We start from the raw sequence: 25495 nt of genomic DNA on the forward strand, positions 1-25495 counted from the left end.
GATGAACGCGCTAGCGCGATCCGGGGGCGGGTTGACCCGGGTGTTGCTGTGCTCACCCGGGCTACGCGTGCTCAATTCAGTGGTTATCCCGCGCCACGCCGAACGTGCCAGCGACGTTCTGGTAGCGGGTGGCGAGCTCCATGCAGGCGCCGGTCGACTGCTGGCCGACGGTGTTGCGATAGATCTCCTGCCAGGGCGTCTGGTTCGGCGGATGCTTGAAGCCGCCATTGGCCTTCAGCTCGGCGTGGCGCTGCTTCACCTCGCCATCCGAAATCAGGATATTGGCGCTGCCCTTGTTGAGGTCGATGCGCACCTTGTCGCCGGTCCTGAGGATCGCAAGTCCTCCGTCGGCAGCGGCCTCGGGCGAAGCGTTGAGGATCGAGGGTGAACCGGACGTGCCGGACTGCCGGCCGTCGCCGATGCAGGGCAGGGACAGGATGCCGCGTTTGATCAGCGCCGCCGGCGGCTGCATGTTCACGACTTCCGCACCGCCGGGATAGCCGATCGGGCCGGTGCCGCGGATGAACAACACGCAGCGCTCGTCGATGTCGAGCGAGGGATCGTCGATCCGCTCGTGATAGTCCTCCGGCCCCTCGAACACGATCGCGCGTCCCTCGAACGCGTTCAGATCCTTCGGGTTGCTCAGATAGCGGTCACGGAATTCCTTGGAGATCACAGAGGTCTTCATGATCGCGGAATCAAAGAGGTTGCCGCGCAGCACCAGGAAGCCGGCATCCTTCACCATCGGCTTGTCGTACGCCCAGATCACGTCCTGATCGGGCTTGGGCGCGTTCGCGCAGTTCTCGCCGATGCCGCGGCCGTTGACGGTGAGCGCGTCCTCGTGGATGCGCTTGTGCTTCATCAGCTCTCGCACCACGGCCGGCACGCCGCCGGAGCGGTGGAATTCCTCGCCGAGATAGAAGCCGGCCGGCTGAAGGTTGACGAGCAAAGGCACGTCGTGGCCGTACTTCTGCCAGTCGTCGATCGAAAGCTCCACGCCGATGTGGCGTGCGAGCGCGTTGATGTGGATCGGCGCATTGGTCGAGCCGCCGATCGCCGAATTCACCACGATGCAGTTCTCGAACGCCTTGCGGGTCAGGAAGTCGGAGGGTTTCAGATCCTCCCAGACCATCTCGACGATGCGCTTGCCCGTCTCATAGGCGATCTGGCCGCGTTCGCGATAGGGCGCGGGGATCGCCGCGCAGCCTGGCAGCGAGAAGCCGAGTGCTTCCGCGAGCGAATTCATGGTCGAGGCCGTGCCCATGGTGTTGCAATGGCCGACCGACGGTGCGGACGAGGCCACGATCTCCATGAACTCTTCGTAGTCGATTTCGCCTGCGGCCAGCCGCTCGCGCGACTTCCAGACGATGGTGCCCGAGCCGGTGCGCTCGCCGTCATGCCAGCCGTTCAGCATCGGGCCGCCCGACAGCACGATCGCCGGCAGATTGACGGTCGCCGCCGCCATCATGCAGGCCGGCGTCGTCTTGTCGCAGCCGGTGGTCAGAACCACGCCGTCGAGAGGATAGCCGAACAGCACCTCGACGAGGCCCAGATAGGCGAGGTTGCGGTCAAGTGCCGCGGTCGGCCGCTTGCCGGTCTCCTGGATCGGATGGGTCGGAAACTCCAGCGCGATGCCGCCAGCCATGCGGATGCCTTCACGGACACGGTGCGCGAGCTCGATGTGGTGGCGGTTGCAGGGGGAGAGGTCGTTGCCGGTTTGCGCGATGCCGATGATCGGCTTGCCGGACTGGAGTTCCTCGCGGGTGAGGCCGAAGTTCAGATAGCGCTCCATATAGAGCGCGGTCATGCCGGGGTTATGCGGGTTGTCGAACCATTCCTGGGAACGAAGGCGCCGGCGGCTGCCATTGGGTGAGGGCGCATGCCCGTCGGTTGGCTTTTTTGTCATTGATATCTCCTAGAATGCGAACGCGCAGGCGTTGGTCTGTCGTGTCGGCTTGTGCGATGCCCAACAGCGCAAGCGGCGGTCGTTTCCTCACAAGTGCGATACTAGTCATCGGTCGTTGGTAACGCTATCATTTTGTTCGGCCCGCCACCACTTCCGAAAGGGCCGGCGGGCTGTCGGCGCGCTGCGCCAGCGAGCTTTGCCGCTCGATCACCTTGAAGCCGAGATCGAGCACCGGTTGCTCCGGACGACGGCCTTCGATGGCCTCGATCAGCATCGTGGCGGCGGCCCGGCCCATCTCGTAGCGGTTGGTGCGCACGCTGGTGAGCGTGGGGACGGCGCTCGCCATGAATTCGAGGTCATTGAAGCCGATGATGGCGATCTGATCGGGGACAGTGATCTCCCGGCGTCGGCACTCAAAGAGCACGCCGAGCGCGAGGTCGTCATTGGCGCAAAACACCGCATCGATGTTCGGCTCCCGCGCGAGCAGGTCAGCAAACAACGTTCCCCCCAACGTCACCGAGGTCGGCGTAGCCGTCGTCACGACGAGGCGCTGGTCGAACAGACCGGCGTCCTTCATTGCCGAGACATAGCCGTCCAGCCGCCGCTGCACCCGCGGATCCATTCGCGCGCCGACGAAGCCGATCCGGCGGCAGCCCTGCACGAGCAGGTGCGCGATCGCCGCGCGCGCCGCCTCATAGTGCGAAAAGCCGATCATCATGTCGACGGGGGCGGGTCCAAGCTCCATGATCTGTACGATCGGGCAATCGGCCGCCTCGAGCATCGCGCGCGATTCGGTCGTCTGGTCGATGCCAGTGACGATCAGCCCGGCCGGCTTCTGCGCCAGGAACAGGCGAAGAAGCTTCTCCTCCTGGAGGATGCTGTAGCGGGTGTTGGAAAGCTGGATCGAGTAGCGGCTGCCTTCGGACGCGTCATAGATGCCGCGCAGCACGTCGGAGAACACGTTGTTGGTCAGCGACGGGATCAGCACGCCGATCACTTCCGTGCGTTGCGAGGCCAATGCACGCGCCGCGAGATTTGGCACATAGCCGAGTTCGCGCGCGGCGCTTTCGACACGCGCCCGCTTGGCAACCGAAAGCGCTTCGGGATTCCTGAAAAAGCGGGACGCGGTGATAGGGCTCACTCCGGCGAGCTCGGCGACCTCCGCCAGCCGGATCTTGCCAGATTTGGTGCGTTTTCGTCCCATTTGTTGCTCATAGCATAGCCGTTCCGGCAAACAAAGGAACGTTGACAGCGCTACCAGCCCAGATTAACCAAAGACAAATTGCCAAAGCCGCGCAAACTGCGGACAATGCTGCCTTGTAAGATGGGGCCTCGTTGGTGGAGCCCCAGAAGAAAAGGCGGTAGCGGTGCTCGATGGGCGCTGCGGACCAGTGAGGAGGGAGCTAGATGTCGTCTGTGCAAATCCGCGATGTGCGGAAATCGTTCGGCAATTTTGAAGTCCTGCACGGCGTGACGATTCCGATCGAGGACGGCCAGTTCGTCGTTCTCGTTGGCCCCTCCGGCTGCGGCAAGTCGACGCTGCTGCGCATGCTCGCAGGGCTCGAGAACATCACATCAGGCACGATTTCGATCGGCGAGCGCGTCGTCAACAATGTCCAGCCCAAGGAGCGGGACATTGCGATGGTGTTCCAGAACTACGCGCTGTATCCGCACATGACGGTCGCCGACAACATGGGCTTCTCGCTCAAGCTGCGCAGCGCGAGCTCAGACGAGATCAACAAGCGCGTCAAGCGCGCCGCCGAGATCCTCGCGCTGACGCCGCTGCTCGATCGCTATCCGCGCCAACTCTCCGGCGGCCAGCGCCAGCGCGTCGCCATGGGGCGGGCCATCGTGCGCGATCCGCAGGTGTTCCTGTTCGACGAGCCGTTGTCGAACCTCGATGCCAAGCTGCGCGTCGCGATGCGTACCGAGATCAAGGAGCTGCACCAGCGGCTCAAGACCACGACCGTCTACGTCACCCACGACCAGATCGAGGCCATGACCATGGCCGACAAGATCGTCGTCATGCATGACGGCATCGTCGAGCAGATGGGCACCCCGCTCGAGCTCTACGACAAGCCCGAAAATCAGTTCGTCGCCGGCTTCATCGGCTCGCCGGCGATGAACTTCCTCAAAGGCCATGTGCGCTCGAACGGCATCGCGACCTTCGAGGGCCCGAACGGCGTCAAGCTGCCGCTCAAGACCGCGCCGACCGCGTCCGACGGAAAGCCCGCCGTCTATGGCGTGCGGCCCGAGCATTTCACGATCGCCGACGACGGCGCGGAAGCCGAGATCATCGTGGTCGAGCCGACCGGCTCGGAGACGCAGGTGTTCGCAAAGCTCGGCGGCGAGCAGGTCGTCGCCGTCTTCCGCGAGCGGCACCAGTTCAATCCCGGCGACAAGGTCCGGCTGAAGCCCGATCCGTCGCTGGTTCACTTGTTCGACGAAGGAACGGGAAAACGACTGAACGCCTAAGGCAGGCTTAAACAAATCAAGAAAATCACCATTGGGAGGACGACATGCAAGACTTTACCCGCCGGGCGTTGCTTCAAGGCGGAACGGCGCTGGCTGCAACCGGCGCATTGACTGGGCCTGCACTGTTCGAATTCGCGAAAGCCTGGGCGGCTGACTCGCCGTGGAAGGCCGAGTCGGGCGCCAAGCTGACTGTGATGCGCTGGAAGCGCTTCGTGCCGGCGGAGGACGATGCATTCAACGCGATGGTCGCAGCGTTCAAGGCGGCGACCGGCACCGAAATGAACGTGTTCAGCGAATCTTTCGAGGACGTGCAGCCGAAGGCCTCCGTTGCGGCCAATACCGGCTCCGGGCTCGATCTCGCCTGGGGTCTGCACACGCTACCGCAGCTCTTCCCGACCAAAGTGCTGAAGATGAACGACGTCGCCGATTACCTCGGCAAGAAATACGGTGGCTGGACGGATGCGGCGGCCAAGACCTGCAAGCTTGGCGACGACTGGCTGGGCATTCCGGTCGCGACCAACGGCGGTTACATGACCTACCGCAAGTCGGCGACCGACAAGGCGGGCTTCAAGGAGTTTCCCAAAGACTTTCCCGGCTTCCTCGAGATGTGCAAGGCACTCAAGGCGAACAACACGCCTGCAGGCTTCGCTCTTGGGCATGCCACCGGCGACGCCAATGGTTGGTTGCACTGGGTACTGTGGGGCCACGGTGCCTACACGGTCGACCAGAACGACAAGATCATCATCAATTCGCCCGAGACCGTGAAGGCACTGGAGTACTGCAAGGCGCTCTCCGAAACCTTCATCCCCGGAACCCCATCCTGGAACGACTCCTCCAACAACAAGGCGTTCCTGGCCGGCGAGCTCTATTGCACCCTCAACGGCATTTCGATCTATGTCGCGGCCAAGACCGACCCGACCAAGAAGGAACTCGCCGAGGATACCTATCACGCGCTGCACCCCGTCGGGCCCATCGGCAAGCCGACTGAATTGCAGCTTGCTCTGCCGATTCTCGCCTTCAACTTCACCAAATATCCGAACGCGGCGAAGGCCTTCATCGCCTTCATGCTGGAGAAGGAGAACTACGAGAAGTGGCTGGATGGAGCGCAGGGTTACCTGACACAGACCCTGAATGCGTATGAAACCGCGCCGGTTTGGTCGGCCGATCCAAAGAACGCCGTGTTCGCGCAGGCATCCAAGCGCACCCTGCCGGCGTCCGGCATCGGTACGGTGGGCGAGAAGGCGGCAACCGCGATCGCAGACTTCATCATCGTCGACATGTTTGCCAACTATTGCACCGGCACGAAGGACGCAAAGGGTGCAATTGCGGAAGCAGAACGGCAATTGAAGCGCATCTATCGCTGATGATCTCGACGCGGGCGGCCGTCTGGCCGCCCGCACATTCGCACTCTGATCGGGGATATCGGGCATGGCCGATGTCGTAGTTGCTTCCCAAACCAAGCAGTTTCGCGAGGCGAGTGCCTGGGACCAGCTCAAGCACAACCGCAACTGGGTCGGCTTCTGGTTCATGCTGCCGGCCATGGCCTTCCTGATCTTCTTCCTGGCCTATCCGCTAGGGCTCGGCATCTGGCTGTCCTTCACCGACACTCGCATCGGCCGGGTCGGGCAATTCATCGGCGCCGAGAATTATGAATGGCTGTGGGACGACGCCATCTTCTGGCTGTCGGTGTTCAATACCCTGCTCTATACCTTCGTCGCCAGCGCTCTCAAATTCGCGATCGGGCTCTATCTTGCGCTGCTTTTGAACGAGAACATGCCGTTCAAGGCGATGCTGCGCGCGATGGTCCTGATCCCCTTCATCGTGCCGACGGTGCTCTCGGCGCTGGCGTTCTGGTGGATATTCGACTCGCAATTCTCCATCATCTCGTGGTCGCTGAAGCAGCTCGGCCTGATCAGCCAGAACATCAATTTCCTCGGCGACACGACCTGGGCGCGGATCTGCGTGATCTTCGCCAACATCTGGCGCGGCGTGCCGTTCGTGGCGATCACCCTGCTCGCCGGCCTGCAGACGGTGTCGCCCTCGCTCTATGAAGCGGCAACCCTGGACGGCGCCACGCGCTGGCAGAATTTCCGGTACATCACCTATCCGCTGCTGACGCCGATTATCGCCGTCGTGATGACCTTCTCAGTGCTGTTCACCTTCACCGACTTCCAGCTGATCTGGGCGATGACCCGCGGCGGTCCGGTCAATGCCACCCATCTGATGGCGACGCTGTCCTATCAGCGAGCGATCATCGCCGGGCAGCTCGGCGAGGGCGCGGCGATCTCCAGCGCGATGATTCCGTTCCTGCTCGCCGCGATCATGGTCTCATGGTTCGGATTGCAGCGCCGGAAATGGCAGCAGGGAGAGAGCAATGACTGACCTGCCCACCAGATCCCTCGATCTCAAGAATGTGCTGTCGGGCTCGGCGCCTACTGCCGATCACAGCGAAGGCATGAGCTATCTTCAGTCGGTGCCGCGCCGGATCGTGACGCTGTATCTGCCGCTCACGATCATCGTCGTGATCCTCCTGTTTCCGTTTTACTGGATGGCGCTGACCTCGGTGAAACCGGACGACCAGCTGCTCGATCTCGACAAGTATAATCCGTTCTGGACCTGGAATCCGACCTTCAAGCATTTCCACAAGCTTCTGTTCGAGAGCTACTATCCGCACTGGCTCTGGAACACGATGTATGTGGCGGTCTGTGCCACGGTGCTCTCGATCATCGCATCGGTGCTCGCGGCCTATGCCATCGTGCGCCTGCGCTACAAGGGCGCCAACCTCGTCGGCGGTCTGATCTTCCTCGCCTATCTGGTGCCGCCGTCGATCCTGTTCATCCCGCTCGCCACCGTCGTGTTCCAGTACGGCCTGTTCGACTCGCCGATGGCGTTGATCCTGACTTATCCGACCATCCTGATCCCGTTCTCGACCTGGCTGTTGATGGGCTATTTCAAGACCATCCCGTTCGAGCTCGAGGAATGCGCGCTGATCGATGGAGCGAGCCGCTGGCAGATCCTGATCAAGATCGTCCTGCCGCTCGCGATCCCCGGCCTGATCTCGGCCTTCATCTTCTGCTTTACCCTGTGCTGGAACGAGTTCATCTACGCGCTGACCTTCCTGCAATCGACCAGCAACAAGACGGTGCCGGTCGCGATCGTCAACGAGTTCGTGGACGGCGACATCTACCGCTGGGGCTCGCTGATGGCGGGGGCGCTCGCGGGGTCGCTGCCGCTGGTTATCCTTTACGCCTTCTTCGTGGAGCATTATGTGTCGGCGATGACCGGCGCCGTGAAGGAATGATCGCGGGCCCCGCGTCAAGAGCGCGTCCAAACGGGCGCGTTCAAGACCAATAAGAAGGAGTAGGCTCTTGCACATTCTGGTTCTCGGCGCTGCCGGTATGGTCGGCCGCAAATTGTGCGAACGGCTTTTGCGCGACGGCCGGCTCGGCAAGAGCGACATCACCAGGCTGACCATGCATGACGTGGTCGAGCCGAAGAAGCCCGAGAAGGCGGGCTTTGCCGTCGACACGGTCTCCGGCGATTTTGCCGTTCCCGGAGCCGCCGAGAAGCTGATCGCGGGCCGCCCCGACGTGATCTTCCATCTGGCCGCCATCGTCTCCGGCGAGGCCGAGCTCGATTTCGACAAGGGCTATCGCATCAATCTTGACGGCACGCGGATGCTGCTCGACGCCATCCGCCTCGCAGGCGGCGGCTACAAGCCGCGCGTGGTCTTCACCTCCTCGATCGCGGTGTTCGGCGCTCCGTTCCCGGATGCGATCGGCGACGAGTTCTTCCACACCCCGCTGCTCAGCTATGGCACCCAGAAGGCGATCGGCGAACTGCTGCTCGCCGATTATTCCCGCCGCGGCTTTCTCGACGGCATCGGCATTCGCCTGCCGACCATCTGCATCCGCCCCGGCCTGCCCAATAAGGCGGCATCCGGCTTCTTCTCCAACATTTTGCGCGAGCCGCTGGCCGGCAAGGAGGCGATCCTGCCGGTTTCCGAGGACGTCCGCCACTGGCACGCGACGCCGCGCTCCGCGGTCGGCTTTCTGCTCCATGCCGGCACGATGGACCTCGCCGCGGTCGGTCCGCGCCGCAATCTCACCATGCCCGGCCTGTCGGCCACTGTCGGCGAGCAGATCGCGGCCCTGAAGCGGGTCGCGGGCGAGAAGGTCGCCGCCCGCATCAAGCGGGAGCCGGATCCCTTCATCGTGGGCATCGTCGGCGGCTGGCCGCGCAATTTCGATGCACGGCGCTCGCGCGAGCTCGGCTTCACTACCGCCGAGAAGAGCTTCGATGATATCATCCGCATTCACATCGAAGACGAGCTCGGCGGCGATTTCGTCGCCTGACGCAACCGAAATAGCGTGGGTTAAGTGATGGCGAGCGTTGCTTGCATCGGTGAATGCATGGTCGAGCTTCGGCAGGCCCAAGGAGGAGGACAGTCCGGCGGCCAGGGCGGGCTCTATTCGCGCGGCTTCGGCGGCGATACGCTCAACACGGCCGTCTATCTCGCGCGGCTCGAGGTCAAGGTCGACTATTTCACGGCGCTCGGCGATGACGCCTTGAGCGATGAGATGGTGACGGCCTGGACCGCGGAGGGCGTCGGCACCAGGCGCGTCGTGCGTCTGCCCGGCAAGCTGCCCGGCCTCTACATGATCCAGCTTGATGCCAAGGGCGAGCGGCAGTTCTTTCACTGGCGCGAGAGCGCGGCCGCGCGCCGGCTGATGGATCTGCCGGAGACGGACGAGATCCTCAACTCGCTGATGAGCTACGACATCGTCTATCTCTCCGCGATCACGCTCTCGATCTACGATCAGGCCGGGCGCGAGCGCCTGTTCGCGGCGATCAAGCGTGCGCGCCTGCTCGGCACCCGCTTCGTGTTCGACACCAATTTTCGCGCCCGTGGCTGGCCCGATCGCGACGTCGCTCGCGAGGTGTTTGCCGCGGCATTCGAGGCCGCCGACATCGTGCTGACCTCGACCGAGGATCTGCTCGCCCTGTATCCGGGCGAGAGCCATGCCGAGCTGATGGCGCGCATCCCCACCCCCGAGCTGGTGTTCCGTCTCGCCGAGCCTGTCAGCCTGTTGCGCTTCCCGGACGGCACAGGCCAGGTGGGTGCCGAGCCGATGACCAAGCCGGTGGTCGACACCACGGCGGCTGGCGACAGCTTTGCCGCGGCTTATATTGCCGCAAGGCTCGCAGGTTCCGATCCCGTTGAGGCCGCGCAGGCCGGACATCGCCTCGCGAGCCTCGTGATCTGCTATCCGGGTGCCATCATTCCGGCCTATGCCATGCCGCCGAAGAAGCGGCCCCGGCCGGCCATCTCGCGCCAAGCGACAAAGTGAGAATCGAACCGACATGACCACGACTGCCAAACAGGAAAAGCTCGCCGCTCTGTTCAGGGCCGCGACCGTCATCCCCGTCCTCACCATCGAGCGTCTCGAGGATGCGGTGCCCCTGGCGCGCGCCCTCGTCGCCGGTGGCGTCAAGACGCTGGAGGTGACGCTGCGCACCTCCGTGGCGATCGAGGCGGCGAAGGCGATGATATCAGAGGTGCCGGAGGCGATCGTCGGCATCGGCACCATCCTCAACCCCGCCGACCTCGCCCGCGCCGAGGCGCTGGGCGTCAAATTCGGCATCAGCCCGGGCGGCACGCCCGATCTGTTGAAGGCCGCCGCCGACAGCGCCTTGCCATTTGCCCCGGGCATTGCGACCGCGTCCGAACTGATGCAGGCGCTGGCGTTCGGCCTCGATGTTGCCAAGTTTTTCCCCGCCGAGCAGGCCGGTGGCATCAAGGGCCTGCGGGCCCTGGGCGGTCCGTTCCCCAATGTGCGCTTTTGCCCCACCGGCGGCGTCGGCGAGGCCAATGCGGCGACCTGGCTCGCCGAGCCTAACGTTCTCGCGGTCGGCGGTTCCTGGCTGTGTCCGGCGGCCGAGATCAGGGCCGGGAACTGGGCCGGCATAACTGCCATCTGCCAGCGCACCCTCAAGGGCCTCAAAGCCGGGTGAACTCTTTGGCCCTTTGGGCTAAGAATCGGGCAGGGAAGACCTGAGGAGAATGACCATGACGGGAAGCATCGTCGGATGGGCGCATACGCCGTTCGGCAAGTTCGACACCGAGACCGTCGAAAGCCTCGTCACGCGCGTGGCGAATGAGGCGCTTGCGGATGCCGGCATCTCGGCGGGCGATGTCGATGAGATCGTGCTCGGTCATTTCAACGCCGGGTTCTCTCCGCAGGACTTTACCGCCTCGCTGGTGCTCCAGGCTGATCCGAATCTGCGCTTCAAGCCGGCGACCCGCGTCGAGAATGCCTGCGCCACGGGCTCGGCCGCCGTGCACCAGGGCCTGCGCGCGATTGCGGCCGGCGCGGCCAAAATCGTGCTGGTCGTCGGCGTCGAGCAGATGACGCGCACGCCGGGTCCGGAGATCGGCAAGAACCTGCTCAAAGCCTCGTACCTGCCGGAAGACGGCGACACCGTCGGCGGTTTCGCCGGCGTGTTCGGCAAGATCGCCAGCGCCTATTTCCAGAAATACGGCGACCAGTCCGATGCGCTGGCGCTGATCGCGGCCAAGAACCACAAGAACGGCGTCGCCAACCCCTTCGCCCAGATGCGCAAGGATTTTGGCTTCGAGTTCTGCCGCTCCGAGAGCGAGAAGAATCCTTACGTCGCCGGCCCCTTGAAGCGCACCGACTGCTCGCTCGTCTCCGATGGCGCGGCGGCCCTCGTGCTGGCCGATGCCGAGACCGCCAAGGGCATGGGCAAGTCGATCGGCTTCCGCGCCACCGCGCATGCCCAGGACTTCCTGCCGATGAGCAAGCGCGACATCCTCCAGTTCGAAGGCTGCACGGTCGCCTGGCAGCGCGCGCTGGAGAAGGCCGGCGTGTCGCTCGCCGACCTCTCTTTCGTCGAGACCCACGACTGCTTCACGGTTGCCGAGCTGATCGAATATGAAGCGATGGGCCTGACGCCGAGGGGGCAGGGCGCCCGCGCCATCAAGGAAGGTTGGACGCTGAAGGACGGCAAGCTGCCGGTCAATCCGTCCGGCGGGCTGAAGTCGAAGGGCCATCCGATCGGCGCCACCGGCGTCTCCATGCATGTGATGACCGCGATGCAGCTTGCGGGCCAGGCGCCCGAGGGGATGCAGATCAAGAACGCCAGGCTGGGCGGCATTTTCAACATGGGCGGCGCAGCCGTCGCCAACTACGTTTCCGTGCTGGAGCCGTTGAAGTAACCCGTAAGAGTGGGCAAAGGCGCGAATGCGCCGCGCCCACCCTTCCTTGCGCTATGTCAAGGTGGGCACGTTGCGCTTCGCTCACCTGCTCTTGATTGATTGCCGGGGAATGCATCATGAGCAATGATAGCTCGCTATCACTAGACGAACTCAACGATCGTATCGCGATCCTCGAGAGCAATATCAGGCAGCTCATCGAGCAGGCCGCCGCCGCGTCCGGCGAGCAGAGCGAGGCGCGTATCGCCGATCGCATCAACCAGCAGAACGACGAGCTCGATCGGCTGCTCAAGATCCGCGAAGCCCGCCAGAAGAAATAACCGGAGCCGGCAGCGCGCCGTGCTCGCACGCGGCGCATGCGGCCATACGCCGGCCGCCCTTGCCCGAGCCTCGTTGCTTCAGTTAGCTGGCCGAAATCGCGGGCCGTAGTCGCCCCGCGCAATCGGGAGTGAGCGATGGGGCCGTTGAAGGGCATCAAGGTCATCGACATGACGACCGTGCTGATGGGGCCGTATGCGACCCAGATGCTCGGCGACTACGGTGCCGACATCATCAAGGTGGAGTCGCTCGAAGGCGACGTCACCCGCCTGATCGGTCCGATGCGTCATGCCGGCATGGGCCCGGTATTCCTCAACACCAATCGCAGCAAGCGCTCGATCTGCCTCGACCTGAAGAAGCCGGCCGGCCGCGACGCCGTGCTGCGGCTCATCAGGGACGCCGACGTCCTCGTCTACAACGTCCGGCCGCAGGCAATGGCGCGGCTTCAGCTCGGCGATGACGTGGTCTCCGCGATCAACCCGCGCCTCGTCTATGCCGGCGTGTTCGGCTTCGGCCAGGACGGGCCCTATGCCGCGAAGCCCGCCTATGACGACCTGATCCAAGGTGCAACGGCGCTGCCCGCATTGATGGCGCAGACAGGCGACGGCGTGCCGCGCTACGTGCCGAACGCGCTGGTCGACCGCATCGTCGGTCTCACCGCGGTCGGCGCGATCTGCGCCAGCCTCGTGCACCGCGACCGCACCGGGCGCGGACAGCGCGTCGATATCCCGATGTTCGAGACCATGGCCGGCTTCGTCATGGGCGATCACATGGGTGGGCTCACCTTCGAACCGCCGCTCGACAAGGGTGGCTACGCGCGGCATTTGTCGCGCGACCGCAGGCCTTACAAGACCGCGGACGGCTATCTGAGCGTGATCGTCTACAACGACAAGCAGTGGCAGAACTTTTTCGAAGCGACCGGTCGCGACGATCTGCGCGCCGACAAGAGGTTTGCAACCTTTGCCGGCCGCGCTGCGAATATCGACTTCGTCTATGCCGAGCTCGCGCGCATCTTCGAAACGCGCACGACCGCCGAATGGATCGAGCTTTTGACGAGGGCCGACGTGCCGGTCATGCCGATGCACGATTTGCAAACGATCCTGCATGATCCGCATCTGGAGGCGACGGGCTTCTTTCCGGTCGTCAACCATCCGACCGAAGGCCCGATCCGCAGCATGAAGGTCACCGCGACGTGGTCGGACACCGACGCCGAACCGTCGCGGCTCGCACCGCGCCTCAACGAGCATGGTGCGGAGATCCTGAAGGAGATCGGCTATTCCGCCGACGAGATTGCGGTCCTGATACGCGACGGCGTGACACGCTCGCCGCCGGAATAGGGAGAGAGCGTCATGAGCTTCATCACCGGCGTCGGGCTCACGCCTTACGGCAAGCATGACGGCTCATCCTCGCTCGATCTGATGAGCCGCGCGGCCCAGCTCGCGCTCGACGATGCCGGGCTGACGCGCGCGGAGATCGACGGCGTCCTCTGCGGTTATTCGACGGTATCACCGCACATCATGCTGGCGACCGTCTTCGCCGAGCACTTCGGCATTCGCCCGGCCTACGCGCATGCTGTGCAGGTCGGCGGCGCGACGGGGCTCGCCATGGCCATGCTCGCGCATCACCTGGTCGAGGCTGGGGTGGTGCGGCATGTGCTGGTTGTCGCCGGTGAGAACCGTCTCAGCGGGCAAAGCCGCGATGCCTCGATCCAGGCGTTGGCGCAGGTCGGCCATCCCGCCTACGAGGTGCCGCTGGGACCGACCATCCCCGCCTATTACGGCCTCGTCGCGTCCCGCTATATGCACGAGCACGGCATGACCGAGGAGGATCTCGCGGAGTTCGCCGTGCTGATGCGCGCACACGCCTGCACCCATCCCGGCGCGCAATTCCGCGACCCGATCACGGTTGCGGACGTGATGGCCTCCAAGCCCGTGGCGCTGCCGTTGAAACTGCTCGACTGCTGCCCGGTATCCGATGGTGGCGCCGCCTTCGTGATGAGCCGCGAGCGGACCGGCGAGGCCGGCGTGCGGATCCGCGGCTGCGCGCAGGCGCACACCCATCAGCATGTCACCGCGGCTCCGGCGCTGAGCGAGCTTGGTGCCGAGATTTCGATCGCGCGCGCGAAACAGGCTTCACGTCTTGCGATATCAGACGTGCGTTACGCCGCCGTCTATGACAGTTTCACCATCACGCTCGCGATGCTGCTGGAAGATCTCGGTCTTGCCGGGCGCGGCGAGGCCGCCGCGCGCATCCGGTCCGGATATTTTAGCCGTGACGGCCGCATGCCGCTCAACACCCACGGCGGGCTCCTCAGCTACGGCCATTGCGGCGTCGCCGGCGCGATGGCGCATCTGGTCGAAGCGCATGTTCAGATGACCGGGCGCGCAGGCGATCGCCAGGTCCGCGACGCCTCGATCGCGCTGTTGCATGGCGACGGCGGCGTGTTGTCCTCCCATGTCAGCATGTTCCTGGAGCAGGTGCGATGAGCGCGCGAATCGCGGATTGGACAAAGGGCGAAGCGGCGATCGTCTATCAATGCTGCAAGGCATGCGGCGGCGTACAGTACTTCCACCGCGACTTCTGCGCGGCCTGCGGCGCGCCAGACCCGCGAGAACATCGCGCGAGCGGCAAGGGCAGGGTCTACGCCACCTCGCTTGTTTGCCGTGCCGCAACGCCCGAGGCCCGCGCGCATGTGCCCTACAACATCCTGCTCGTCGACTGCGCCGAAGGCTTTCGCATGATGGCGCACGGCGAGAAGGATCTCGCCATCGGCGACGAGGTCACCGCGCAGTTCGCCTCGTTTGCCGGAAAATTCTTGCCATTTTTCACAAAGGTCTAGCTGATGGTTTTCGTCATTCGGGGGCGGTCGAACGGACCGAACCTGGAACGGGATTCTAGGTCTGGCAAGAACGCACCACCCCGGAATGACGAAAGCTCCTTCAGCGCCCGTAGAACAATATGCTGGCAATGACGAGCATCGCCGTCACCGCCAGCATATGCGCGAACGCTCCCGAGGCCGCCCTCCTGGTGGCTTCCTTCATGCCGTTTACTCCCTAGACCTGGGCGCGACTCGGCGTGGCGCGCCTGCGCAAACGACGGTCGGATTTTTTTTACTCGGAACACCCCATTTCGAGCACCGCTGCGATTTGTCCCCACGCAGCGAATATCGATTTCTGCAAGTTCATTCAGCAATGCGGCGGCAATTTGACTCGATGATGTTGCTCTTGTGTCGGTGCAAGAATAGTCTCGAGAAGCTCTCCGTAAGAACCACAACAAGACCAAGACCCAAGGTGAATGATGGCCCGTATCGACTACGCCGATCCGTCCAAGGCGTCCGAGCGCACCCGCGACATCCTCGCCAAGAATCGCAACGCCAACATCTTCCGGATGATGTCGCATTCGTCTGACTATTTCGTGCAGTATTGCCGGCTGGGCGGAGCGATCCGGAGCAGGGGCGAGCTTGATCCGATCGTTCGGGAACTTGCGATCACACGGACTGGGATTCTCTGCGAGGCGCCCTACGAGGTCATCGCGCACAAGCGCATCGGCAAGAATGTCGGCATCACCGATGAGCAGAACGAGGCGCTTGCGAACTGGCAGGCGGCGAAATGCTTTACCGAAACACAGCGCGCGGCGCTCGCGTTCACGGATGAAATCGTCAAGCTGAACAAGCCGACGGATGCGACCTTCAAGGCGATTGCCGCAAAACTCACGCCGGCTGCGCTGGTCGAATTGCAGCTTTCGGTCGGCTTCTACATCATGACGTCGAAATTTCTTGAGACGTTCGAGATCGACCTCCAGCCGGTGACGGAGGTCGTGGGCTGAGATCGAGTAAGCGGCGAGGGATGCCGATGGACATCGATGAATTCGCGGCCTGGGCTGCGACGATCGCCAAGGTCGAGGAGCACCCGACCAACGAACGGCTGTCCTATCTCGGTCTCGGCCTGGCGGCCGAGGCCGGAGAGGTTGCCGATCACATCAAGAAGCTGTTGCGCGACGGTTGGCTCGATCAGGCCGGCCTCGTGGATGAGCTCGGCGACACCATCTACTACTGGGCCTGCCTGTGCGCGGCGACCGGCCAGAAGCCGTCCGATCTGCTGGCCAAGAGCGCGGCCAGGATCAACAGACGCCTGCGCGAGGCGGCGAGCCGCTGAACTGGTTGATCGATATGAGCTGAGGATTTTGGGTTACCTCTCCCCGCCGGGGAGAGGTGGAAGCTCCGGACGGCGTTACGTTGACGTCAGGATGTCCACCCTGGCATTGGCGACAATGAGCCGGTCGGCGAGGAGCTGCGCCAGGTTGCGCATGATGCGCTCGCTGGCGTGTGGATGCTGCTGGCGGAAGCGCTCGAAATCCTTCAGCGGCACCTCGAAGGCGGTCGCCGCCATATCGGCCAATACGTCCGCCGAGCGGGTCGATTCCAGCAGCGCCATCTCGCCAAAGGCCATGCCGGCCGTCAGCGTTGCCAGGCGAACGCCGTCGGGCAGCGTGACGTGCACCGCACCGCTGCGCAGGAAGAACAGCGAATCGGCGGGATTGCCGGCCGCGACGATCTTCTGGCCCGACTTATAGGTGCGGATGGTGCAGAGCGAGGCCAGATCCGTCAGCTCGCCGTCGTTCAGGCCTTCAAGCAGCGGCTGCTCGGATAGCTCGGTGGTCTCGTGGAAGTCGATCGAGCCGCCATAGCGGTACACGATCTGGTCTTCCGCCCATTCGATCGCGGTGTCCAGCAGGTAGAAGTCGCGAACGTTCTTTAAGCCAGCCGTCCATTCGCGAAGCGTGTCCCATTCCCGCGAGGCGCGCTTGACGCCGGACAGGACCACGGTGACGTTCAGCGCGGCGAGCTCTTCGAAGGCCTCGGCGACGAGCCGCGCACCGGCACGCGTCGTCGAGGTGACGCGGTGCAGGTCGAAGATCACGAGCTGCGGGCGCGGCCGTGCGGCAAGCCGCCGCGAGACGTAGTCGACGGCCGAGAGCGACAGCGTGCCGACGAGCTCGATGACGCGCACCTCGTCCTCGTGAGCAGCGAGGATCTCCCGCTCCTGCGGGCGGCGGACGCGACGCGATGGGCTCTGGCCGATGTGATAATCCGCGATGATCGCGTTGCGCGCGTCGTCGCTGCGGTTGAGCATGTGCAGGTCATAATGCGACGACAGTGCCTCGCAGACCTTGATGCCGCGCACGCTGTTGCCGTGCTTGTCGAGTCTTGGCGAGTAGCTGCCGAGACCGAGCCGGGCGGGCAGGGCAGCGAGGATGCCGCCGCCGACGCCGCTCTTGGCGGGAATGCCGATCCGGTAGATCCATTCGCCGGCATAGTCGTACATGCCCGACGACGTCATCACCGACAGCGTCCGCGAGATCGCGTAAGGTGTCATCACCTGCGCGCCGGTGACCGGATTGACGCCGCGGTTGGCGAGCGTTGCCGCCATCACGGCGATGTCGCGCGCCGTAACCAGCACCGCGCATTGGCGGAAATAGTCGTCGAGCACGGCCGCGACGTTATCCTTGATCACGGCATTGGTGCGTAGCAGGTAGGCGATGGCGCGATTGCGATCGCCGGTCTGGCTCTCGGAGGTGTAGACGGCCTCGTCAACGTCCAGCTCGCGGCCGGCGAATCGGCCGAGAGCTTTTCGGATCTCCTCGAAGGCGGCTTCGCCCTTGCTCTCCTGGATCAGCCCGGTGCAGGCGATGGCGCCGGCATTGACCATCGGGTTGAATGGGTGGTTCTCGGCATTGAGCCGGATCGAGTTGAAGGGATCGCCGGAGGGCTCGACGCCAATCGCGCTCTCGACCCGCGCCGCGCCCAGGATGTCCAGCGCCAGCGCGAACACGAACGGCTTTGACATCGACTGGATGGTGAAGGGGACGCGGCTGTCGCCGACTTCATAGACATGGCCATCCAGCGTGGCGAGACTGATGCCGAAATAGGCAGGATCAGCCTTGCCGAGCTCAGGGATGTAGTCGGCGACGGCGCCGGAGGTCTCGGCCGAGAATTCGTTGAGGCAATCGTTCAGGAACCGCAGCAAGGGCGGTTTCGAACGGGTCCAGGCAGTGGAGGCGAGGGGCGATTGCGGTTTCATCGCCTCCCTTGTGCAACGCCATCAGGGCACGCGCAACCGTTGCCGACGCGATCGCGGAGGGCCAGTTCGACGCATAGGCGCAATTGCGCGGTGAGCAGCTCAACGCAAGACGACGGATCGTCAGCTCGCGATGATCGCGATCGCCTGGCCTTCGGCGACGACGTCGTCGAGCTTGACGAGAAGCAACGTGATCGTCCCTGCCGCAGGCGAGGGCACCGGTATCTCCATCTTCATGGCTTCGACGAATGCAACGTCATCGCCATCTGCGACGCTTTTCCCAACCTCAACGGGAATCGCGCAGATCCGTCCTGCGACTTCCGTGACGATCTTAATTTCTGGCATGCCATTCGCCTTTTTGTTGTCGTCGCAGGGTGCCTGAGGTAGCGTGTCCTTCAAGCGGAATTTAATTCCGCAGAGCGAAACAACTTGGTAGGGAACATGGGACGACGATCGGAGCGGTTGAGTAGGCAAGGAATGCTCGCTGGCGAAGCCGGCGAAAGTGATGTCATCCAGGTGGTCTCGCGCGCATTCGATGTGTTGCGATGCTTCGAGGGCCACGAGGCGCGGCTCGGCAATCTCGAAATCTCCAACCGCTGCGGCCTGCCGCGCTCGACGGTGTCGCGGCTCACGCATACGCTCACGCGCATGGGGCAGCTCGTCTATCTGCCGCGTGATCAAAAATACCGGATAGGGCCGAGCGCGGTTGCGATGAGCGCCTCGATGATGAAGGGAGCGCAACTGCGCAACCTCATTCGCCAGCGGCTCGAGGACGTCGCCGAGCAATTGCCGGGGACGGTGGGCTTCGTCATCCCCGATCGGTTCAATCTCGTCTATCTCGAGTTTGCCCGTTCGGCGAGCGCACTGGGTCTGCATGAAGGAACCGGCAGCCGGATCGCGATGGCGTCGACCGCCGCGGGCGCCGCTTACACGGCGGCGCTACAGCCCGAGATCGGCGATGCCCTGGTTGCGGAGATGGAGCGGGAGGCGCCGGAGGCGGCCCGGCTGCTGAAGCCGCGCATCGAGGCCAACCGCGAGTTCCTGCGTGAGCATGGCTATGTCGTGGCGTGCGGCCTCTGGAGCCCGCACATCAATGGCGTCGCGGTGCCGATGTGGTCGCCGCAATATCAGACCGTTGTGGTGGTCACGATCGGTCTGCTGGCAGCCATGTATGACGAGGAGCGGCTGCACAGTGAGGTCGCGCCGCTGATGGTCAAGCTCGGCAAGGCGGTCGGCGACCTGCTCGAAGGCGCCGAGGGCGACTTCCTCAACAACCGTCTCGAGCGCAAGCCGATCGCGATGGCCGTGCGAAACAATAACAAGCCAATCGCGTCGGGGGGACTGAATGAACTGGAAGCCGGAACTCGACGAACTCGCCCGGCGCGAAGCCTTCGCGCGGGAGATGGGCGGCGTTGACAAGGTCAAGCGACAGCATGATCAGGGCCGGCTCACCGTTCGTGAGCGTATCGACGGGCTGATCGACAAGGGCAGCTTTCACGAGATCGGTGCCGTCTCCGGCATCGGTGAATACGATGCGCATGGCGAGCTCAAGCATGTGACGCCGGCGAACTGCGTGTTCGGCCGCGCCAGGGTCGACGGCCGCACGGTGGTGGTGGTCGGCGACGATTTCACCGTGCGCGGCGGCTCGGCTGACGCGTCGATCTCCGCCAAGCCGCTGATGGCGGAGGAGATGGCGCATGACTTCCGTCTGCCCATCATCCGCATCATCGAAGGATCCGGCGGCGGTGGCTCGGTGAAGACGATCGAGACCAAGGGCGCCGCGAACCTGCCGGGCGGCATCGGCGGCACGCGCTGGTACCGTTTCACGACGGAGAACCTCGCGCGCGTGCCCGTCGTGGCGCTCGGGCTCGGTTCGGTGGCGGGCCTTGGCGCTGCGCGGCTTGCCGCCAGCCACTATTCCATCATGACCACATCGTCTGCGATGTTCGTCGCAGGGCCGCCGGTGGTGAAGCGGCTCGGCCACGATCTGTCCAAGCAGGATCTCGGCGGCGCCGACATCCAGACCCGCGCCGGCGCGGTCGATCATGCCGTCGAGACCGAGGCGGAGGCGTTCGCCTGCGCGCGGCGCTTCCTGTCCTATCTGCCGTCGTCGGTCTATGAACTGCCGCCGACGCTGCCCTGCCATGACGATCCGGAACGCATTGACGAATCCTTGACGAAGGCCGTGCCGCGGAGCCGCCGGCAGGTCTACAAGATGCGCCCGATCATCGAGTCCGTCGTCGACAAGGGCTCGTTCTTCGAGGTCGCCGGCAATTTCGGTAAGCCGGTCATCGTCGGGCTCGCGCGGCTCGAGGGCAGGGCGGTGATGCTGCTTGCCAGCGATCCCTTCCACTATGGCGGATCGTGGACCGCGGATGCCTGCCAGAAGGTGGTGCGCTGGGTCGACTTCGCCGAAACCTTCCATCTGCCGATCGTCTATCTGATGGATTGTCCGGGCTTCATGATCGGACTGGACGCCGAGAAGGCGGCCACGATCCGCCACGGCGTGCGCGCCATGGCCGCGGTCAACCAGACCACGGTGCCCTGGTGCACGGTGATCCTGCGCAACGCGTTTGGCGTTGCCGGCGTCGTGCATCAGCCGGCCGATCGCTTCTCGATCCGCTACGCCTGGCCGTCGGCCTATTGGGGCTCGCTGCCGCTCGAAGGCGGCATCGAGGCCGCCTATCGCGCCGACATCGATGCGGCGGAGGATAAGGCGGCGAAGCTGAAGGAGATCGAGGAGCGCCTCAACAAGCTGCGCTCGCCGTTCCGCTCGGCCGAAAAGTTCTGGGTCGAGGAGATCATCGACCCCCGCAAGACGCGGTCCTTGCTCTGCGAGTTCGCACGGCTGGCGGAGCCGCTGCGCACGCCAGGGCCGCCGGGGAATATGACGATCAGGCCGTAGCTCGCTCTCAATCGATCGCAGTCCGGAGAGAGAATGTCCCGAACTATTGCGCTCGCTCCAGCATGCGGCGGAAGCAGGTAAGCGCGATCGCCAGGAAGATCGCGCCGAGCCCGTCAATCGCGACAAGGTGCGGCCGGACCAGTGCGATGGTGGCGCCGCGACACAAGACCGATTGCGAGAATTTCACGAAATGTACAGCCGGTGGCGATCCCTTCACGCGACCGCAGGTTTTGGATGACGCGCCAGCGCCAGCACGATGAGCGCGGCGAACACGCAGAGTGCACCGGCGATGAAGAATGCGGGCAGGTAGCTCGCCAGCAGCGTCCGCGACAGGCCTGCGCCAAAGGCGGCGGTGCCGGCGCCGAGCTGGTGGCCAGCGAAGATCCAGCCGAACACGAGATTGGCGCGCTCGGGACCGAATTTTTGCGCCGTCAGCCGCACCGTCGGCGGCACGGTGGCGATCCAGTCGAGACCATAGAACATCGCAAACAGCGACAGGCCATAGAAGGAGAAGTCGCTGAACGGCAGGAACACCAGCGAGAGCCCGCGCAGGCCATAGTACCAGAACAGCAGCCAGCGATTGTCGTAGCGGTCGGACAGCCAGCCGGACATGATGGTGCCGAAGAAATCGAAGATGCCCATGGCCGCGAGCAGGCTCGCCGCCTGCACCTGCGGGATGCCGAAATCGAGGCACATCGGGATCAGGTGCACCTGGACGAGACCGTTGGTCGAGGCGCCGCAGACGAAGAAGGTCGCAAACAGGATCCAGAACGCGCGCGACGTCGAGACATCGCGCAGCGTGCCGAGCGCAACGGCCGTGATCGGCGCGTGGCTGACCGGCGGGGCGGGCAGGAGCTCGCTGCCCTCGTCGCCGAACGGGCGCAGGCCCACATCGCTCGGGCGGTCGCGCATCACGAGCGCCACGGCGGTTGCGGAGACGCCGAGCATCACGCAGACGAAGCTGAGGGCAAGGCGCCAGCCGAAACGCTCGGTGAGGCTCGCAAGCAGCGGCAGGAACACGAGCTGCCCGGTGGCGACGCTGGCGGTCATGATGCCGACCACGAGGCCGCGCCGAGCGGCGAACCAGCGTGTGGCGATCGTCGCGCCGAGCACCAGCGCGGTCATGCCGGTGCCGATGCCGATCACGACGCCCCACAGCAGCATGAGCTGCCAGACCTGCGTCATCGCGAGCGAAGCCACCAGCGCCGTGACGACGATAAGCTGCGCCGTCAGCGTCACGTTGCGCAGGCCGTAGCGATTGAGGAGGGCGGCTGCGAACGGCGCCATCAGGCCGAACAGGATGAAGCGGATCGAGAGCGCCGAGGAAATCTCCGCAGTGCTCCAGCCGAATTCCTTTTGCAGGGGAACGATGAACACGCCGGGCGCGCCGACGGTGCCGGCGCTGATCAGCGCGGCGAGGAAAGTCACGCCGACCATCACCCAGCCGTAGTGGATATTGCGGCGGCTGAGTGCTGCCGCGAGCCAGTTCGAAATCATTGAGCCCCAACCTTACCTGGAGGACTTAGCGTGACCTGTTCGAGCCTGCAATTTTGGCACGAGTCGCGCGTGTCTAAAATGCCAGACTTCCCTCGATTTCGGCCAATCCGCCTAGTGCTCAAGGCGTTCGACCGCAATCGCGGTCGCTTCGCCGCCGCCGATGCACAGCGCTGCGACACCGCGCTTGAGGTTCTGCGCCTCCAGCGCATGCAACAGCGTCACGATCAGTCGCGCGCCGGTGGCGCCGATGGGGTGGCCGAGCGCGCAAGCGCCGCCATTGATGTTGAGCTTTTCTCTCGCGATGCCGAGATCGCGCTGCGCAGCCATGGCGACCACGGCAAAGGCCTCGTTGATCTCGAACAGATCGACGTCATCGACGCTCCAGCCGACCTTGTCCAAGAGCTTGCGGATCGCCGGAATCGGCGCGGTGGTGAACCATTGCGGCTCCTGGCTGTGAGTGGCGTGGCCCTTGATCTCGGCCAGCACCGGCAGGCCGTTGCGATCGGTAAGCGTGCGGCGCGTCAGCACGAGCGCCGCCGCGCCGTCGGCATTGGCGGACGATGCCGCCGGCGTGATGGTGCCGTTGGCGCGGAACGCCGGCTTCAATCCGGGGATCTTTGCCGGATCGACCTTCAGCGGATGCTCGTCATTGGCAATGATGCGGCGTCCGGCCTTCTCGGTCAGCGTGATCGGTGCGATTTCGGCCTTGAACGCGCCGCTCTCCACCGCCTTGCGCGCGCGGCTCAGCGTCTCCATCGCAAAGACGTCCTGATCCCTACGCGTGAACTGATAGGCTTCCGCGGTGGCCTCGCCAAAGTCGCCCATCGAGCGGCCGGTCTCATAGGCGTCCTCCAGCCCGTCCATCATCATGTGATCGATGATGCGGTCGTGACCGGCGCGGTAGCCGCCGCGCGCCTTCGCCAAGAGATAGGGCGCATTGCTCATGCTCTCCATGCCGCCGGAGACGACGATGTCGGCCGAGCCCGCACGGATGATGTCGTGCGCCAGCATGGTGGCCTTCATGCCGGACCCGCAGACCTTGTTGACGGTGGTCGCGCCGGTCGCGTCGGGCAGGCCCGCGGCGCGCGCCGCTTGCCGGGCCGGTGCCTGGCCCTGGCCGGCGGGCAGCACGCAACCCATGAAGACCTCGTCGATCTTCTCGGGCGCAAGCTTTGCTCGTTCCAACGACGCGGAGATCACATGGGAACCGAGCTTGTGTGCGGCGAGCGGCGACAGTTCGCCCATGAAACGACCAAGCGGCGTGCGCGCGGCGGAGACGATGACGACGGGATCGGCGGCCATGAGCGGGCTCCCTGGGATGATGCTTGTAGAATTATGAACATCATATGATGCGCCGCAAAAAATGCAACTGCGCCAGTCATGACAAATTATCGTGCGTCGGATGAGATTTATGGAGGCTGTGTTTCGAGGTGGACTGAGCTCGCGTCTCACACGGCGCCGTCATCACCCGCGAAGGCGGATGATCCAGTATTCCAGAGGCAGCGCGAGGATACGGATAAGCCGCGGCGTACTGGATGCCCCGCCTTCGCGGGGCATGACACCGCTTTTGAGGCGAATTTACCGCTTCCGATTGACAAATTCCTGCATTAGCCGTGTCGGCTCGTCCGTCAGGAACGACTCGCCGAACAACTTGACGCTGAGGTTGACCGACTCCGTCAGCGGCAACTCCTCCCACTGGCGCAGCAGATCCTTCTGGATGCGCAGCGCCTCGGGGCCGCATGCGAGCAGCGCCTTCACGGCGTGCTCGACCGCCTCGTCGAGCCCGCCCTCCGGCGCAACCTTGTCCACCAGCCCCCAGGCCAGCGCCGTCGGCGCGTCGATATTTTCCGCCGTCATCACCAGCCAGCGCGCGCGGCCCCATCCGATCAGGCGCGGCAACAGCGCGGCATGGATCACCGACGGGATGCCGACGCGCACCTCCGGCATGCCGAAATGCGCATCATGCGCGGCGATCCGGACATCGCAGGCCGCCGCGACCTCGAGCCCGCCGCCGAGGCACCAACCCGGCATCCGCGCGATCACGGGAGCAGGGAAGTTGCGCACGGCTTCGCAGAGATCGCGCAGGCGAGAGATGAACGCCTCGGCGGATGTCTGGTCCAGCTTCGCCATCTCCTTGATGTCGGCGCCGCCGATCAGGCTCTTCTCGCTCTGGCCGCGCAGCACCACCACACGGATGCTGCGGTCGGCGGCCAGACGCTGCAAGCCGTCGCGCATGGCATCGGTGACCGGCGAACTCAAGATGTTGAGCGAGCCGGCATTGCAGATCGTGACGTGGACGAGGCCGCGCGCATCGCGCGTCACGCCGCAGTGGGGATTGAGCATATCCATCGTGGGAACTCGAACGTTGGTGGACACGGATGCTGGACGCACGGGTCACTTCCGGTCCGAAACGCAGGACTTGTCAAGCAGTGGCTTGTCAAGCGGTGAACGGGATGGAGTTGCCAAAGGCGAACCCCGTCTTATAGTATGATGCATATCATATAAAAGGGGTCGCCGTGACTGCATCCGATCCGATCGAGCTGTTTTCGCCCGCGCTCCGGCGCGAGCGGGTGGTGGCCTGGCAGGCGCCGGGGCCAGTTGCCAGGGCCGCCATGGGACTATCCGGCATTGAGGTGATGGAGGCGATCCGCGACGGCCGGCTGCCCGGTCCGCCGCTTGCGATGCTGATCGGCTTCACCATGTCCGTGGTCGAGCCCGGCCGGATCGTGATGGAACTGGAGCCGCGAGAGGACCTCGAAAATACCATCGGGCTTCTGCACGGAGCGACCGCCGCGGCGCTGCTCGACACCGCCATGGGCTGCGCGATCACGACCAGGCTGGAAGCCGGCCAGGGCTCGGTCACCCTCGATCTGAAGCTGACCTTCCTGCGCCCGCTCTCGGTTCGCTCGGGACTGATCTCGGCCGAGGGCAAGCTGATCACGCTCGGGCGCCAGACCAGCTACACCGAAGGTTTCGTCCGAGATGGCAAGGGGGCGCTCGCAGTGCATGCAACTGCAACCTTTTCCATGATCGGCAATAACTTGACATGAATTAATCCACCGCTTGGTCCATTCTCGTGT

The 25495-nt window shown here is 64.3% G+C and carries 25 protein-coding genes; 17 read left to right on the top strand and 8 right to left on the bottom strand.

The genetic code is table 11. From position 1 onward, the window contains the following. Window positions 1–76: 76 nt before the first annotated feature. Together QA640_RS20065 and QA640_RS20070 are read right to left on the bottom strand one after the other, a co-directional pair. Window positions 77–1906, bottom strand: a complete 1830-nt coding sequence (locus tag QA640_RS20065) for an IlvD/Edd family dehydratase (protein WP_283042310.1) — start codon at window positions 1904–1906, stop codon at window positions 77–79. A 127-nt stretch (window positions 1907–2033) separates the two neighbouring features. Then, complete coding sequence (locus QA640_RS20070; protein WP_283042311.1) at window positions 2034–3110, bottom strand: LacI family DNA-binding transcriptional regulator; 1077 nt, start codon at window positions 3108–3110, stop codon at window positions 2034–2036. A 203-nt stretch (window positions 3111–3313) separates the two neighbouring features. On the opposite strand from QA640_RS20070, the gene ugpC reads away from it, so the two are divergent. The 14 genes from ugpC to QA640_RS20140 all read left to right on the top strand — a co-directional run bounded on the left by ugpC (window position 3314) and on the right by QA640_RS20140 (window position 16090). After that, the gene (gene ugpC, locus QA640_RS20075; RefSeq protein WP_283042312.1) at window positions 3314–4381 is read left to right on the top strand and encodes a sn-glycerol-3-phosphate ABC transporter ATP-binding protein UgpC; all 1068 of its coding nucleotides are present in this window, start codon (window positions 3314–3316) and stop codon (window positions 4379–4381) included. A gap of 44 nt (window positions 4382–4425) precedes the next feature. Next, window positions 4426–5745 (top strand): ABC transporter substrate-binding protein, encoded by a 1320-nt coding sequence (locus tag QA640_RS20080; RefSeq protein ID WP_283042313.1) that lies wholly within the window; start codon window positions 4426–4428, stop codon window positions 5743–5745. Window positions 5746–5809: 64 nt separating this feature from the next. Next, window positions 5810–6763 (top strand): sugar ABC transporter permease, encoded by a 954-nt coding sequence (locus QA640_RS20085; protein WP_283042314.1) that lies wholly within the window; start codon window positions 5810–5812, stop codon window positions 6761–6763. Continuing rightward, window positions 6756–7682: a carbohydrate ABC transporter permease gene (locus QA640_RS20090; RefSeq protein ID WP_283042315.1), complete on the top strand. Its 927-nt coding sequence runs from the start codon at window positions 6756–6758 to the stop codon at window positions 7680–7682. Before QA640_RS20085 ends, QA640_RS20090 begins: the two co-directional genes overlap by 8 nt. A gap of 67 nt (window positions 7683–7749) precedes the next feature. Next, on the top strand, window positions 7750–8736 hold the full coding sequence (gene denD, locus QA640_RS20095) for a D-erythronate dehydrogenase (protein WP_283042316.1): 987 nt from the start codon (window positions 7750–7752) through the stop codon (window positions 8734–8736). A 27-nt stretch (window positions 8737–8763) separates the two neighbouring features. Continuing rightward, window positions 8764–9732, top strand: a complete 969-nt coding sequence (locus tag QA640_RS20100) for a sugar kinase (RefSeq protein ID WP_283042317.1) — start codon at window positions 8764–8766, stop codon at window positions 9730–9732. Between the two features lie 13 nt (window positions 9733–9745). Further along, a complete protein-coding gene (eda, locus tag QA640_RS20105; RefSeq protein WP_283042318.1) occupies window positions 9746–10396 on the top strand; it encodes a bifunctional 4-hydroxy-2-oxoglutarate aldolase/2-dehydro-3-deoxy-phosphogluconate aldolase in 651 nt (216 codons plus the stop codon). Between the two features lie 55 nt (window positions 10397–10451). Next, window positions 10452–11621: an acetyl-CoA acetyltransferase gene (locus QA640_RS20110; protein WP_283042319.1), complete on the top strand. Its 1170-nt coding sequence runs from the start codon at window positions 10452–10454 to the stop codon at window positions 11619–11621. Window positions 11622–11737: 116 nt separating this feature from the next. After that, window positions 11738–11938 carry a hypothetical protein gene (locus QA640_RS20115; protein WP_283042320.1) on the top strand — a complete coding sequence of 67 codons (201 nt, stop codon included), beginning with the start codon at window positions 11738–11740 and terminating at the stop codon, window positions 11936–11938. Between the two features lie 135 nt (window positions 11939–12073). Next, entirely contained in the window at window positions 12074–13273 is a 1200-nt protein-coding gene (locus tag QA640_RS20120; RefSeq protein ID WP_283042321.1) for a CoA transferase, read from the top strand. Window positions 13274–13285: 12 nt separating this feature from the next. After that, window positions 13286–14422 (top strand): thiolase family protein, encoded by a 1137-nt coding sequence (locus tag QA640_RS20125; protein ID WP_283042322.1) that lies wholly within the window; start codon window positions 13286–13288, stop codon window positions 14420–14422. Beyond that, entirely contained in the window at window positions 14419–14775 is a 357-nt protein-coding gene (locus tag QA640_RS20130) for an OB-fold domain-containing protein (protein WP_283042323.1), read from the top strand. Before QA640_RS20125 ends, QA640_RS20130 begins: the two co-directional genes overlap by 4 nt. Window positions 14776–15233: 458 nt before the next feature. Then, window positions 15234–15761, top strand: coding sequence for a carboxymuconolactone decarboxylase family protein (locus tag QA640_RS20135; protein WP_349253749.1), 528 nt, complete (start codon window positions 15234–15236; stop codon window positions 15759–15761). A gap of 26 nt (window positions 15762–15787) precedes the next feature. Continuing rightward, window positions 15788–16090, top strand: a complete 303-nt coding sequence (locus QA640_RS20140; protein ID WP_283042325.1) for a nucleoside triphosphate pyrophosphohydrolase family protein — start codon at window positions 15788–15790, stop codon at window positions 16088–16090. 75 nt (window positions 16091–16165) lie between these two features. Here QA640_RS20140 and glsA read toward each other — a convergent pair whose 3' ends face one another. Together glsA and QA640_RS20150 are read right to left on the bottom strand one after the other, a co-directional pair. Then, complete coding sequence (gene glsA, locus QA640_RS20145; protein ID WP_283042326.1) at window positions 16166–18016, bottom strand: glutaminase A; 1851 nt, start codon at window positions 18014–18016, stop codon at window positions 16166–16168. A gap of 120 nt (window positions 18017–18136) precedes the next feature. After that, window positions 18137–18358, bottom strand: a complete 222-nt coding sequence (locus QA640_RS20150) for an acetyl-CoA carboxylase biotin carboxyl carrier protein subunit (RefSeq protein WP_283042327.1) — start codon at window positions 18356–18358, stop codon at window positions 18137–18139. Window positions 18359–18454: 96 nt separating this feature from the next. Between QA640_RS20150 and QA640_RS20155 the strand changes: the two genes are divergently transcribed. Further along, window positions 18455–19429, top strand: coding sequence for a helix-turn-helix domain-containing protein (locus tag QA640_RS20155; RefSeq protein WP_283042328.1), 975 nt, complete (start codon window positions 18455–18457; stop codon window positions 19427–19429). After that, the gene (locus QA640_RS20160) at window positions 19359–20918 is read left to right on the top strand and encodes a carboxyl transferase domain-containing protein (protein ID WP_283042329.1); all 1560 of its coding nucleotides are present in this window, start codon (window positions 19359–19361) and stop codon (window positions 20916–20918) included. The genes QA640_RS20155 and QA640_RS20160 overlap by 71 nt, the downstream gene beginning before the upstream one ends. Before the next feature lie 43 nt (window positions 20919–20961). Here QA640_RS20160 and QA640_RS20165 read toward each other — a convergent pair whose 3' ends face one another. The 4 genes from QA640_RS20165 to QA640_RS20180 form a co-directional block, all read right to left on the bottom strand. Beyond that, window positions 20962–21105, bottom strand: a complete 144-nt coding sequence (locus QA640_RS20165) for a hypothetical protein (protein ID WP_283042330.1) — start codon at window positions 21103–21105, stop codon at window positions 20962–20964. Between the two features lie 26 nt (window positions 21106–21131). After that, entirely contained in the window at window positions 21132–22415 is a 1284-nt protein-coding gene (locus QA640_RS20170; RefSeq protein WP_283042331.1) for an MFS transporter, read from the bottom strand. Window positions 22416–22526: 111 nt separating this feature from the next. After that, on the bottom strand, window positions 22527–23717 hold the full coding sequence (locus QA640_RS20175) for an acetyl-CoA C-acyltransferase (protein ID WP_283042332.1): 1191 nt from the start codon (window positions 23715–23717) through the stop codon (window positions 22527–22529). A gap of 276 nt (window positions 23718–23993) precedes the next feature. Next, the gene (locus QA640_RS20180; RefSeq protein WP_283042333.1) at window positions 23994–24764 is read right to left on the bottom strand and encodes an enoyl-CoA hydratase; all 771 of its coding nucleotides are present in this window, start codon (window positions 24762–24764) and stop codon (window positions 23994–23996) included. Between the two features lie 167 nt (window positions 24765–24931). Here QA640_RS20180 and QA640_RS20185 point away from each other — a divergent pair, with 167 nt between their 5' ends. Further along, a complete protein-coding gene (locus QA640_RS20185; protein WP_283042334.1) occupies window positions 24932–25465 on the top strand; it encodes a PaaI family thioesterase in 534 nt (177 codons plus the stop codon). Window positions 25466–25495 lie beyond the last annotated feature (30 nt).

The organism is Bradyrhizobium sp. CB82 (genome assembly GCF_029714405.1).
Classification (GTDB): Bacteria; Pseudomonadota; Alphaproteobacteria; order Rhizobiales; family Xanthobacteraceae; genus Bradyrhizobium.

What these genes read in the sequence shown, in the direction of transcription:
- QA640_RS20065 (WP_283042310.1), bottom strand. Translation starts at nt 1,906, where the DNA reads ATGACAAAAAAGCCAACCGACGGGCATGCGCCCTCACCCAATGGCAGC.
- QA640_RS20070 (WP_283042311.1), bottom strand. Translation starts at nt 3,110, where the DNA reads ATGGGACGAAAACGCACCAAATCTGGCAAGATCCGGCTGGCGGAGGTC.
- ugpC (WP_283042312.1), top strand. Translation starts at nt 3,314, where the DNA reads ATGTCGTCTGTGCAAATCCGCGATGTGCGGAAATCGTTCGGCAATTTT.
- QA640_RS20080 (WP_283042313.1), top strand. Translation starts at nt 4,426, where the DNA reads ATGCAAGACTTTACCCGCCGGGCGTTGCTTCAAGGCGGAACGGCGCTG.
- QA640_RS20085 (WP_283042314.1), top strand. Translation starts at nt 5,810, where the DNA reads ATGGCCGATGTCGTAGTTGCTTCCCAAACCAAGCAGTTTCGCGAGGCG.
- QA640_RS20090 (WP_283042315.1), top strand. Translation starts at nt 6,756, where the DNA reads ATGACTGACCTGCCCACCAGATCCCTCGATCTCAAGAATGTGCTGTCG.
- QA640_RS20100 (WP_283042317.1), top strand. Translation starts at nt 8,764, where the DNA reads ATGGCGAGCGTTGCTTGCATCGGTGAATGCATGGTCGAGCTTCGGCAG.
- eda (WP_283042318.1), top strand. Translation starts at nt 9,746, where the DNA reads ATGACCACGACTGCCAAACAGGAAAAGCTCGCCGCTCTGTTCAGGGCC.
- QA640_RS20110 (WP_283042319.1), top strand. Translation starts at nt 10,452, where the DNA reads ATGACGGGAAGCATCGTCGGATGGGCGCATACGCCGTTCGGCAAGTTC.
- QA640_RS20115 (WP_283042320.1), top strand. Translation starts at nt 11,738, where the DNA reads ATGAGCAATGATAGCTCGCTATCACTAGACGAACTCAACGATCGTATC.
- QA640_RS20120 (WP_283042321.1), top strand. Translation starts at nt 12,074, where the DNA reads ATGGGGCCGTTGAAGGGCATCAAGGTCATCGACATGACGACCGTGCTG.
- QA640_RS20125 (WP_283042322.1), top strand. Translation starts at nt 13,286, where the DNA reads ATGAGCTTCATCACCGGCGTCGGGCTCACGCCTTACGGCAAGCATGAC.
- QA640_RS20130 (WP_283042323.1), top strand. Translation starts at nt 14,419, where the DNA reads ATGAGCGCGCGAATCGCGGATTGGACAAAGGGCGAAGCGGCGATCGTC.
- QA640_RS20135 (WP_349253749.1), top strand. Translation starts at nt 15,234, where the DNA reads ATGGCCCGTATCGACTACGCCGATCCGTCCAAGGCGTCCGAGCGCACC.
- QA640_RS20140 (WP_283042325.1), top strand. Translation starts at nt 15,788, where the DNA reads ATGGACATCGATGAATTCGCGGCCTGGGCTGCGACGATCGCCAAGGTC.
- glsA (WP_283042326.1), bottom strand. Translation starts at nt 18,016, where the DNA reads ATGAAACCGCAATCGCCCCTCGCCTCCACTGCCTGGACCCGTTCGAAA.
- QA640_RS20150 (WP_283042327.1), bottom strand. Translation starts at nt 18,358, where the DNA reads ATGCCAGAAATTAAGATCGTCACGGAAGTCGCAGGACGGATCTGCGCG.
- QA640_RS20155 (WP_283042328.1), top strand. Translation starts at nt 18,455, where the DNA reads ATGGGACGACGATCGGAGCGGTTGAGTAGGCAAGGAATGCTCGCTGGC.
- QA640_RS20160 (WP_283042329.1), top strand. Translation starts at nt 19,359, where the DNA reads ATGAACTGGAAGCCGGAACTCGACGAACTCGCCCGGCGCGAAGCCTTC.
- QA640_RS20170 (WP_283042331.1), bottom strand. Translation starts at nt 22,415, where the DNA reads ATGATTTCGAACTGGCTCGCGGCAGCACTCAGCCGCCGCAATATCCAC.
- QA640_RS20175 (WP_283042332.1), bottom strand. Translation starts at nt 23,717, where the DNA reads ATGGCCGCCGATCCCGTCGTCATCGTCTCCGCCGCGCGCACGCCGCTT.
- QA640_RS20180 (WP_283042333.1), bottom strand. Translation starts at nt 24,764, where the DNA reads ATGGATATGCTCAATCCCCACTGCGGCGTGACGCGCGATGCGCGCGGC.